Below are 10,240 nucleotides of genomic sequence, written 5' to 3'. Positions count from 1 at the left end.
TTGGGTCCGACCCCGGGCGCGACGGTAGCGCCGCGCAAGTGTTGCAGCAAGGGTCGTGAAACCAACGGAAAGAAGTTTCACAACCCTTGTCCGGTCGCTCCGCTAGCAGCTCGACTTGCCGGCGTATATCGCCAGCGCGGTGTTCGAGCCCAGGGTGGCGGTGAACTGGCCGCTGGAGTTCACCGTCACCGTCTTGTTGCTCTGCACGTCGCAGTACGTGCCGGCGGGCAGCGAGGTCTGGTAGGTGCGGGTCAGGGAGGACGCCTCGTGGTTGATGGCCACGTATCCCTTGCTCCCACGGCCGAAGGCGATCGCGTCGCCGCCGTTGTCCCACCAGTTGGTGACCGCGGTGCCGCGGGTGGCGTTGCGGAAGGCGACCATGCGCTCGATCTCGGGCCAGGCGTGCTGGCACTTCCAGCCGGCCTGCCAGCAGGCGTCGACCCGGCCGTTGTTGGGCGGGCCGGCGTCGTGGTCGGTGAACTCGTAGCCGGAGTTGATGTCGGGGGCGCCGTAGGGCCAGGCCAGCATGAAGACGTTGGCCAGGGTGTAGTTGGCGCCGTCCTTGTAGCTGAGGGTGGAGCCGTTGCGCTCGGTGTCGTGGTTGTCGACGAAGACGCCCGCGACCCCGTTGTTCAGGTAGCCCCAGCCCTCGCCGTAGTTCTTGAGGTAGGCGAGGTTCTCGTTGTTGAAGACGCGCTTGAGGTCGTAGGCGTAGCGGAATTCCTGGACGTCGCCGTTGCCGGTGTACTCGGTGGGCTGGACGGCCTCGCCGGCGCCGTAGATGACCTCCTGCTTCCAGTACACGGACGGGTTGCTCAGCCGCGACTTGATGTTCGCAAGGTCGGCGGCGTCCATGTGCTTGGCGGCGTCGATGCGGAAGCCGTCCACGCCGAGCGAGAGCAGGTCGTTCATGTACCCGGCGATCGCGCCGCGCACGTAGTTCTCGCCGGTGTCGAGGTCGGCCAGGCCGACGAGTTCGCAGTTCTGGACGTGCCAGCGGTCGGCGTAGTTGGAGATCTGCGCGGTGCAGTTGTCGAAGTCGTACGACGAGTACAGGCCGGGGTAGTTGTACTTCGTGTACGACGAGCCGCCGGTGCCGGTGCCATTGCCGGCCGCCATGTGGTTGATGACGGTGTCGACGACGACCTTCACGCCGGCCGCGTGACAGGTGTCGACCATGTTCTTGAAGGCGGTGCGGTCGCCGAGCCGTCCGGCGATCTTGTAGCTGACCGGCTGGTAGGAGGTCCACCACTGGGACCCCTGTATGTGCTCGGCGGGCGGGGAGACCTGCACGTAGCCGTAGCCGGCGGGGCCGAGGCGGTTGGTGCACTCCTTCGCCACGGAGGCGAAGTTCCACTCGAAGAGGACGGCGGTGACGTCCTTGGTGCCGGGAGGGGCGGCGTGGGCGGCGGTGGCGGGTGCCAGGAAGGCGGCCGCCGCGGCGAGCGCGAGAGCGCCCGAAACGGTTCTGCTGATGGCCATGTGGGGTTCCTTCACCATCGAAGGGGTCGTTGAAATCTTGCAGAAACCTTGCGGTGGCCAGATGTTAAAGGCCCGCTGCCCAAAAGGGCAGCGGGCCGTCGGAAGTTGCTGCAAGAAGTTACACAGCCGTGCTGAACCACACGGTGGTGTCGGCGGGCACCTTCACGTCGCCGTCGCCCTCCAGCACCTCACCGCTGGCGAGCAGCAGCCGCCCGTACGCCGGGGTCGTCACCGACTCGCCGCCGGTGTTGGCGACGCAGACGAACTCCCCGCGGCGGAAGGCCAGGACGCCCTCGGGCGCCTTCAGCCACTCCACGGAGTCGCCGGCGCCGAGGTCCGGCTGCTCGCGGCGGACGGCGAGCGCGCTGCGGTACAGCTCCAGGGTGGAACCGGGCACCCCGGTCTGCGCCTCCACGCTCAGCTCGGCCCACTCGGCGGGCTGCGGCAGCCAGCTTCCGCCGCTGCCGAAGCCGTACGACGGTCCGGTGCGGGTCCACGGGATCGGCACCCGGCAGCCGTCGCGGAAGCCGTCCTGGCCCGCGCCGCGGAAGTACGCCGGGTCCTGGCGCACCTCGTCGGGCAGGTCGACGACGTCCGGCAGGCCCAGCTCCTCACCCTGGTAGATGTAGGCCGAGCCGGGCAGCGCCAGCATCAGCAGGGTCGCCGCGCGGGCGCGCTTCAGGCCGAGTTCGCGGTCGCCGGCGGTGCGGATCTGGGTGCCGAGGCCGGGCGGGTTGGCGAACCGGGTGGCGTGCCGGGTGACGTCGTGGTTGGACAGCACCCAGGTGGCGGGGGCGCCGACCGGGCGCATGGCCTCCAGGGTGCGGTCGATGACGGTGCGCAGCTCCTTAGCGTCCCACTCGGTGCCCAGGTACTGGAAGTTGAAGGCCTGGTGCAGCTCGTCGGGGCGCACGTAGTTGGCGGTGCGCTCGACGGTCGGCGTCCACGCCTCGGCGACGAAAATGCGCTCACCGGCGTACTCGTCGAGGATCAGCCGCCACTGGCGGTAGATCTCGTGCACGCCGTCCTGGTCGAAGAACGGCATGACATCGTTGCCCAGCAGCTTCAGCTGGTCGTGGGAGCCCAGGTCGGGCAGGCCCTCGGCCTTCACCAGGCCATGGGCGACGTCGATGCGGAAGCCGTCGACGCCCATGTCCAGCCAGAAGCGCAGGATCGAGCGGAACTCGTCGCCGACCGCCGGGTGGTCCCAGTTGAAGTCGGGCTGCTCGGGGGCGAACAGGTGCAGGTACCACTCGCCGGGGGTGCCGTCGGGCTCGGTGACCCGGGTCCAGGCGGGGCCGCCGAAGATGGACTCCCAGTCGTTGGGCGGCAGTTCGCCGTTCTCCCCCTTGCCGGGGCGGAAGTGGTAGCGGTCCCGCAGCGGGGAGCCGGGGCCCTCCGCGACGGCGCGCTTGAACCACTCGTGCTGGTCGGAGGAGTGGTTGGGCACCAGGTCGACGATGATGCGCAGGCCCAGCCGGTGCGCGTCGCGGATCAGCGCGTCGGCGTCCAGGAGGTTGCCGAACATGGGGTCGACGGCCCGGTAGTCGGCGACGTCGTATCCGGCGTCGGCCTGCGGGGAGGCGTAGAAGGGGCTGAGCCACACCGCGTCCACGCCGAGATCACGCAGATACGGCAGGCGGGAGCGTACGCCCTCCAGGTCGCCCATGCCGTCGCCGTCGCTGTCGGCGAAGCTGCGCGGATAGACCTGGTAGATCACCGCGTCCCGCCACCAGTCGCGGCGCTTGGCGACGGTGGCGACGGCGGAGTTCGGTGCCGGGTCGGCAGTGTGCTGGCTCATGGCGTCCTTGATCTGTAACCGATTCGAGGTCATGGAGGCGTGGGTACGGCGGCGGGGGCGTGGGGTGACGAGGCGGCCCGGCCTCGGTGACAGCGGGGTCGGATGGACACCGCGGCCGGGCCGCCACCCGCGCGGACAGGGCGCGGGAGTCTCGGTGACGGGCGTCAGCCCTTGGTGCCGCCCGCGGTGAGTCCGGTCACCAGGTTCTTCTGCACGAGGTAGAAGAACGCGGACACCGGGATGGCGATGAGCACCGCGGTCGCGGCCATCAGGTTGCGCTGGGCGTCGTGCTCGCTGACGAAGCTCTGCAGGCCGACGGCGAAGGTGTACTTCTCGTCGTCCAGCAGGAACGTGGTGGCGAAGGCGACCTCGCCGAAGGCGGTGATGAAGCTGTAGAACGCGGCGACGGCCAGGCCCGGCCGGGCGAGCGGCAGGATCAGCCGGAAGAAGGTGCCGAACGGGGAGAGCCCGTCGACCCGGCCGGCCTCGTCGATCTCGAAGGGGATGGTGTCGAAGTACCCCTTGAGCAGCCACGCGCAGTACGGGACCGCGGTGGAGCAGTAGACGAGGATCAGGCCGAGGTAGGTGTCGATGAGCTGGAGCTCCGACAGGATCTGGTACATCGGCACGATCAGCACGGCGATCGGGAACATCTGGGTGCACAGCAGCACCCACATGAACTTCTTGTAGCCGGGGAAGCGCATCCGGGAGACCGCGTAGCCGGTGGTGGCCGCGATCATCACGCCGATGACGGTGGTGCCGAGCGAGACGATCAGCGTGCTCTTCAGCCAGTCGAAGAAGTTCGTCTCCTGGAGCACGAAGCTGTAGTTGTCCAGGGTCATCGTCGACCAGATGCGCCCGGGGTGCAGATAGTCGTCCTTGTCCGGGCCGAGGGACAGGAAGACCAGCCAGACGATCGGGAAGAGGGCGATCAGGCTCGCGACGGTGAGCAGGCCGTGGGAGACGAGGGTCCTGCCGAGGCTGCGCTCGCTGCGCAGGCGCACCTTGCCCGGTGCTGCGGGGGCGGGGCCGGCCTGGTCCGCGGCGGCGGACTTGGTGATGGTCGTGGTGCTCATGGGGGCTCCTGCCTCAGATCGCGGCTTGCTCATCGCGGTTCAGCCAGCGGCGGTAGAAGGAGGTGAAGACGATCAGGATGCCCAGCAGCAGGATGCCGTAGGCGGCCGATTCGGCGAACTCGCGCGGCTGCTGTCCGAAGCCGAGCTGGTAGGCCCAGGTGACGAGGATCTGCGCGTCGGGGGCGGTGTTGCCGAACAGCAGGAAGATGATGGCGAACTGGTTGAACGTCCAGATGACGCCGAGCAGGACCACGGTGGAGCTGACCGAGCGCAGGCCGGGCAGGGTGACGTAGCGGAACTGCTGCCAGCGGCTCGCGCCGTCCATCTCGGCGGCCTCGTACAGGGTGCTGTCGATCGACTGGAGGCCGCCGAGCAGCGAGACCATCATGAACGGCACACCGCACCAGGTGTTCACCATGATCGCGGCGAACCGCTGCCAGAAGGTGTCCTCCAGCCAGGCCGGGCTCGGCAGGTGCAGGAAGTCGAGGGCGGAGTTGATGATGCCGGTGTCGGCGAGCATGAAGCGCCAGCCGAAGACGGTGACGAAGGTCGGCACGGCCCACGGCAGGACCAGGATCAGCCGGTAGAAGGTGCGCCCGCGCAGCTTCTGGTTGAGCAGCAGGGCGAGGCCGAGACCGATGGAGTAGTGCAGGGCGACGCAGGCGGCCGTCCAGAAGACGGTCCAGATGAAGTGGGACCAGAAGCGGTCGTAGGCCGTCTCGCCCCAGAGGATGTCGGCGTAGTTGTCGAACCCGATGAACTTGTAGGTGGCCTCGATCTCGTTGACGCCGATGGTGCGGGCCGAGTTCAGGCTGTCGGCGTCGGTGAGCGTCAGGTAGAGGCCGTAGCCCAGGGGGTACAGCACCAGGGCGCCGAGCACGACGACCACCGGGGCGATCATCGCGTAGGCGTACCAGTGTTTCTGGTAGCTGTTCTTGAGACGGCGGCCCAGGCCGGGCCGGGGACCGCGGTCACCGCTCCGCTTGCCGGTCGCACGGTCGATGGCGACTGTCATGGTTCGACACCTTCTGGAAGTTCCGATACGGCTCACAGGCCGATGGCCGCCGGGTCCTTCCCCCTCTGTACTGGAGGATCCGGCGGCCACGCGGGCTTACTTGCTGAAGTCCGGGACCAGCTTGGCGATCGCGGTCTCAGCGTTGCCCAGACCCTCGTCCAGGGACACCTTGCCGCCGGCGATCTTCAGCAGCTCGTCGTCGAGCGGGGTCCACAGCGAGCTGTACTCGGGCAGCGCGGGGCGCGGCTGGGCGGCGGCGAGCACCGTCTGGTAGCCGGCGATGCCCGGGTCGGCCTTGACCTTGGCGGTGTAGGCGTCGTCGCGCGTCGGCAGCGTGTTGTTCTTCAGGGCGATGGTCTCCTGGGCCTTCGCCGAGGTCATGAAGTTCACGAACTTCAGCGCGGCCTTCTGGTGCGCCTCGTCCGAGCCCGCGTAGACGGACAGGTTGTGGCCGCCGGTCGGGGCGCCCGCCTTGCCGGTGGAGCCGGCCGGGACGGTGGCGATGCCCAGGTTGCCCTTGTCCTTGAAGGCGGAACCCTTGTAGAAGTTCGTGATCTCCCACGGGCCCTGGATGATCGAGGCGACCTTGCCGTTGACGAACGCCTCCTGGATGTGGGCGTAGGCGTCGGCGGTGGTGTCGGCCTTGTGCAGGCCCTTGCCGTCGAACAGGGACTGCCAGGTGGCGTAGCCCTTCTTGGCGGCGGGCGAGGTGACCGTGATCTTCTTGGCGTCGACGTCGACGGTGTCGGCGCCCTCGCCGTAGAGGAAGGACTGGGCGTAGTAGGCCTGGGTGGAGCCCCAGTAGCCGTCGACGCCGGTCTTGGCCTTGATCGTGGCGGCGGCCTTCTTCAGGTCGTCCCAGGTCTTGGGGGCCTCGACGCCGGCCTTCTCGAACAGTTCCTTGTTGTAGACGAGGGCGAGGGTGTCCGTGGTGAAGGGGACGCCGTAGGTCTTGCCCTCGTACTTGGCCTGCTCGATCAGGTTGGGCTTGAACTTGTCCTGCTCGGCGAGGGCCTCGGTGCCGTCCAGCGGCAGGAAGAAGCCCTTCTTCGCGAACGCCGGGGTCCAGCCGACCTCGGAGCGCAGCACGTCCGGGGCGCCCTTGGAGCCGGCGGCCGTGTCGAACTTGTTCTGCGCCTGGTCGAAGGGCACGTTGACGTACTTGACCTTGATGTCCTTGTTGGCGGCCTCGAACTCCTTGAGCAGGGCCTTGTACGTCGGCGCCTCGTTGGTCGCGTTGGAGGTGTCCCACCAGGTGATGGTGACCGGCCCGTTCGAGCTGTCGCTGCTGTCGTCGCCGCCGCAGGCCGTCGCCGCGAGAGCGAGGGACGCCACCAGCGCGGTGGCCGCTATGCCACGCCGCATGAGTTCTCCTTGAGGGTGAAAGCCCGTGTGGTGGGCCACCTGGGGCCCTGACAGGGCGCGGCCCCGTCTGCCACTCCCTGTCGACTTGCCGACCGCGCCGTTGCCGCCGCCGGGCGACGTGAACGTAACAGCGATGCAATAGTTGCGAAAGACCTTGCAGAAAAAAAGTGCAAGGCATCACCGAAGTTATCCGGACGTGACATGTCGTAGACCGCTGCGAGACCGTTGTTCTACGGGGTTGAGCGGGCACGGACCGTGTTGTGCAAGACTTGCAAGCTCTTGCCGTTCGTTTCAATGAGGGGACGCCATGTCGCAGCAACCCGCAGCGCGCCGGTCAACCGCTCGCACCCGGCGTCCGTTTGGTGGGCAAGGGGAGACCTGGCCGGTACAGTCGCACCCTGTGACCACACGGCTTGCGGACATCGCTGCGCAGGCGGGGGTGAGCGAGGCGACCGTCAGCCGCGTCCTCAACGGGAAGCCGGGCGTCGCCGCCACCACCCGCCAGTCGGTGCTGGCCGCGCTCGACGTGCTGGGCTACGAGCGCCCGGTGCGGCTGCGGCAGCGCAGCGCCGGCCTGGTCGGGCTGATCACGCCGGAGCTGGAGAACCCGATATTCCCGGCCCTCGCCCAGGTCATCGGCCAGGCGCTGACCCGGCAGGGCTACACCCCGGTGCTCGCCACCCAGACCCCCGGCGGCTCGACCGAGGACGAGCTGACCGAGATGCTGGTGGACCGCGGCGTCGCGGGCATCATCTACGTCTCCGGACTGCACGCCGACACCACCGCCGACATGCAGCGCTACGAGCAGCTGCGGGCGCAGGGCGTGCCCTTCGTCCTCGTCGACGGCTTCTCGCCGAAGGTGCAGGCGCCGTTCATCTCCCCCGACGACCGCGCGGCGATGACGCTCGCGGTCACGCACCTGGTCTCGCTCGGCCACACCCGGATCGGCCTGGCGCTCGGCCCCAAGCGGTTCGTGCCGGTGCAGCGCAAGATCGAGGGGTTCGTGCGGGCCGTGCAGGACCAGCTGGGGCTGTCCGCCGAGACGGTCGAGACGGAGCTGATCCAGCACTCGCTGTACACCCTGGAGGGCGGGCAGGCCGCCGCGTCGGCACTGATGGACCGGGACTGCACCGCGGTGGTGTGCGCCAGCGACATGATGGCGCTGGGCGCGATACGCGCGGCCCGGCAGCGCGGGCTGGACGTACCGAAGGACATCTCCGTCGTCGGCTTCGACGACTCCCCGCTGATCGCCTTCACCGATCCGCCGCTGACCACCATCCGCAAGCCGGTGCCGGCCATGGGGCAGGCCGCGGTGCGCACGCTGCTGGAGGAGATCGGCGGGACGCCGGCGCCGCACAGCGAGTTCGTGTTCATGCCGGAGCTGGTGGTGCGCGGTTCGACCGCTTCGGCACCGGTGAACCGGAATCGTCCGTAAGTCGGCCGTAAGCCGGCGATACGTCCTCCGCGGGGCGGAGCGCGCGGACGCGGGCGCCGTGCGCGCGTAGTACGGCGCGGTGTCCGCCGGGTGGAGAACGTGCGGCCCGAACCCGACCGGGGGATGATCGGGAGGGGAACGATTGTCTGGCAGACTCTGTGCTCATGAGTGAGACGACCGTGACGACACCGGAAGGCCGCGCCGAGGCCGTTCCGCAACACGTCGCGGACGACGTCACGGACGAATCGGGTCAGACCGCGCGTAGCGTACTGCGCCGGCTGCGCAGCCCGCGCCGCCCCCGGCTGTGGTTCGAGATCCTGCTGATCGCGGTGAGCTACTGGACGTACTCGCTGATCCGCAACGCCGTACCGGAGCAGAAGGCGGAGGCGCTGCGCAACGCGGACTGGATCTGGAAGGCCGAGCAGCAACTCGGCATCGCCGTGGAGCAGTCCGTCAACCACACGGTCAACGCCGTGACTTGGCTGATCGTGGGCATGAACTACTACTACGCGACACTGCACTTCGTGGTGACGCTGGGTGTGCTGGTGTGGCTCTACCGCAGCCATCCCGGCCGCTACGCGGCGACCCGCCTGGTGCTGTTCGCGACCACGGGCGTCGCCTTGGTCGGCTACTACCTGTATCCGCTGGCCCCGCCCCGCCTGATGAACGGCGGCGGCTTCATCGACACCGTCCTGGTCCACCAGACCTGGGGCTCGATGGCGTCCGGCGATCTGAAGAACATGTCCAACCAGTACGCCGCGATGCCCTCCATGCACATCGGCTGGTCCCTGTGGTGCGGCGTGACGATCTTCGCGCTCGCGCGGGTGCCGTGGGTGCGGGTGCTGGGGGTGGTGTACCCGGCGGCCACGCTGGTCGTCATCGTCGCCACCGCCAACCACTTCTGGCTCGACGCGGTCGGCGGCGTCCTCTGTCTCGGCTTCGGCTACACCGTGGCCCGCAGCTGGTACGGCGCCCTGCCGCACGCCCTGCCCCGCCTGGTCCCGAGCCCGGCCTCCGCGTCGAGGCGGCGGGCCGTCCTCCCCACGAAGGCGTAACCCGCACCGCGGCCTTTCGCTGCCCGGAGTCTCGTGACCTCCGGGGCCCGGCCCGGCTACTCCGGCGTCGTGCCCGCCCGCGCCGCCTCCCTCAGAGCGTCGGTGAAGGCCGCCAGGGCCGGTTGCGGGGGCGCTGAGGGACGGACGGCGGCCAGGATGGTGCGGGACGGGGTGGGGGCCTTCAGGCGGCGCACGGTGACGTCCGGGTGGGGGGCGCCGAGGCCCAGGCGGGGGATCAGCGTGACGCCGAGGCCCGCGGCGACGAAGCCCTGAGCGGTGAGGTAGTCCTCGCTGTCGACGACGAAGCGGGGCCGGAAGCCCGCGGCGGCGCAGGCCGCGAGCTGGGCGTCGAGGCACGGGCCGGGCCACTCGCTGCCCACCCACGGTTCCTCGGCCAGCTCCGCGAGGTCCACGCTCCGGCGGGCGGCCAGCGGGTGCCCCTTGGGCAGTACGGCGAGGTAGGGGTCGTCCAGGAGGCGCAGCAGGCGTACGCCGTCCGGGGCGCCCTCCCCGCCCACCACCAGCGCCAGGTCCGCCCGGCCCTCCCGGACGTCCGCGAGGGGGTCCTGGGGGTCCGCGAGCCGCAGTTCCACCTGCACTCCGGGGTGCAGCTCCCGCAGCCGCGCCACCGCCGGGGCGACCAGCGCCGCGCCCGCCGTGGCGAAGTACCGCACCGACAGGCGCCCGGTGCGCCCCGCCAGCAGGTCGGCGAGCGCGGTCTCGGCCTCGGCGACCTGCCGGGCGATGGCGTCGGCGTGCTCGGTCAGCAGCAGGCCCGCCGCCGTGGGCCGTACCCCGCGTCCCACTCGCTCCAGCAGGGCCGCGCCGGCCTCCTTCTCCAGCGCGGCGATCTGCTGGCTGATCGCGGAGGGGGTGTACCCAAGCCGCACCGCCGCCGCGGTCACCGAGCCGGTGCCGACCACGGCCCGCAGGACCTGCATCCGTCGCACATCAAGCTGCATGTAGCTCAGCTTAACCAGTCTCCAGAACTTTTCACTTGTCCTGAAGTGG

General features: G+C 69.4%; 8 protein-coding genes. 2 read left to right on the top strand and 6 right to left on the bottom strand.

All coding sequences use genetic code 11. The annotated features are described in order from the left end of the window. Nucleotides 1–102: 102 nt before the first annotated feature. The 5 genes from ACIG0D_RS04780 to ACIG0D_RS04760 all read right to left on the bottom strand — a co-directional run bounded on the left by ACIG0D_RS04780 (nucleotide 103) and on the right by ACIG0D_RS04760 (nucleotide 6,739). On the bottom strand, nucleotides 103–1,482 hold the full coding sequence (locus tag ACIG0D_RS04780) for an alpha-amylase family protein (RefSeq protein WP_399796248.1): 1,380 nt from the start codon (nucleotides 1,480–1,482) through the stop codon (nucleotides 103–105). A 118-nt stretch (nucleotides 1,483–1,600) separates the two neighbouring features. Next, nucleotides 1,601–3,283, bottom strand: a complete 1,683-nt coding sequence (locus tag ACIG0D_RS04775; protein WP_399796247.1) for a glycoside hydrolase family 13 protein — start codon at nucleotides 3,281–3,283, stop codon at nucleotides 1,601–1,603. 164 nt (nucleotides 3,284–3,447) lie between these two features. Beyond that, nucleotides 3,448–4,359, bottom strand: a complete 912-nt coding sequence (locus ACIG0D_RS04770; protein ID WP_399796246.1) for a sugar ABC transporter permease — start codon at nucleotides 4,357–4,359, stop codon at nucleotides 3,448–3,450. Between the two features lie 13 nt (nucleotides 4,360–4,372). Continuing rightward, nucleotides 4,373–5,374 carry a carbohydrate ABC transporter permease gene (locus tag ACIG0D_RS04765; RefSeq protein WP_399796245.1) on the bottom strand — a complete coding sequence of 334 codons (1,002 nt, stop codon included), beginning with the start codon at nucleotides 5,372–5,374 and terminating at the stop codon, nucleotides 4,373–4,375. 96 nt (nucleotides 5,375–5,470) lie between these two features. Continuing rightward, on the bottom strand, nucleotides 5,471–6,739 hold the full coding sequence (locus tag ACIG0D_RS04760) for an extracellular solute-binding protein (protein ID WP_399796244.1): 1,269 nt from the start codon (nucleotides 6,737–6,739) through the stop codon (nucleotides 5,471–5,473). A gap of 400 nt (nucleotides 6,740–7,139) precedes the next feature. Between ACIG0D_RS04760 and ACIG0D_RS04755 the strand changes: the two genes are divergently transcribed. Together ACIG0D_RS04755 and ACIG0D_RS04750 are read left to right on the top strand one after the other, a co-directional pair. Beyond that, entirely contained in the window at nucleotides 7,140–8,174 is a 1,035-nt protein-coding gene (locus ACIG0D_RS04755; protein ID WP_365759978.1) for a LacI family DNA-binding transcriptional regulator, read from the top strand. 164 nt (nucleotides 8,175–8,338) lie between these two features. After that, nucleotides 8,339–9,229, top strand: a complete 891-nt coding sequence (locus ACIG0D_RS04750) for a phosphatase PAP2 family protein (protein WP_399796243.1) — start codon at nucleotides 8,339–8,341, stop codon at nucleotides 9,227–9,229. 56 nt (nucleotides 9,230–9,285) lie between these two features. Here the strand turns inward: ACIG0D_RS04750 and ACIG0D_RS04745 are convergent, their stop codons facing one another. Beyond that, complete coding sequence (locus tag ACIG0D_RS04745) at nucleotides 9,286–10,170, bottom strand: LysR family transcriptional regulator (RefSeq protein WP_399796361.1); 885 nt, start codon at nucleotides 10,168–10,170, stop codon at nucleotides 9,286–9,288. Nucleotides 10,171–10,240 lie beyond the last annotated feature (70 nt).

This window comes from Streptomyces sp. NPDC052773, from assembly GCF_044547145.1.
GTDB lineage: Bacteria > Actinomycetota > Actinomycetes > Streptomycetales > Streptomycetaceae > Streptomyces.
Note: the sequence above shows the minus strand (reverse complement) of the source record. Positions and strands in the feature narration are given on the sequence as shown.

Excerpts from the sequence above, each read along its gene's own strand:
- ACIG0D_RS04775 (WP_399796247.1), bottom strand. The coding sequence starts at position 3,283 with ATGAGCCAGCACACTGCCGACCCGGCACCGAACTCCGCCGTCGCCACC.
- ACIG0D_RS04770 (WP_399796246.1), bottom strand. The coding sequence starts at position 4,359 with ATGAGCACCACGACCATCACCAAGTCCGCCGCCGCGGACCAGGCCGGC.
- ACIG0D_RS04780 (WP_399796248.1), bottom strand. The coding sequence starts at position 1,482 with ATGGCCATCAGCAGAACCGTTTCGGGCGCTCTCGCGCTCGCCGCGGCG.
- ACIG0D_RS04765 (WP_399796245.1), bottom strand. The coding sequence starts at position 5,374 with ATGACAGTCGCCATCGACCGTGCGACCGGCAAGCGGAGCGGTGACCGC.
- ACIG0D_RS04760 (WP_399796244.1), bottom strand. The coding sequence starts at position 6,739 with ATGCGGCGTGGCATAGCGGCCACCGCGCTGGTGGCGTCCCTCGCTCTC.
- ACIG0D_RS04750 (WP_399796243.1), top strand. The coding sequence starts at position 8,339 with ATGAGTGAGACGACCGTGACGACACCGGAAGGCCGCGCCGAGGCCGTT.
- ACIG0D_RS04745 (WP_399796361.1), bottom strand. The coding sequence starts at position 10,170 with ATGCAGGTCCTGCGGGCCGTGGTCGGCACCGGCTCGGTGACCGCGGCG.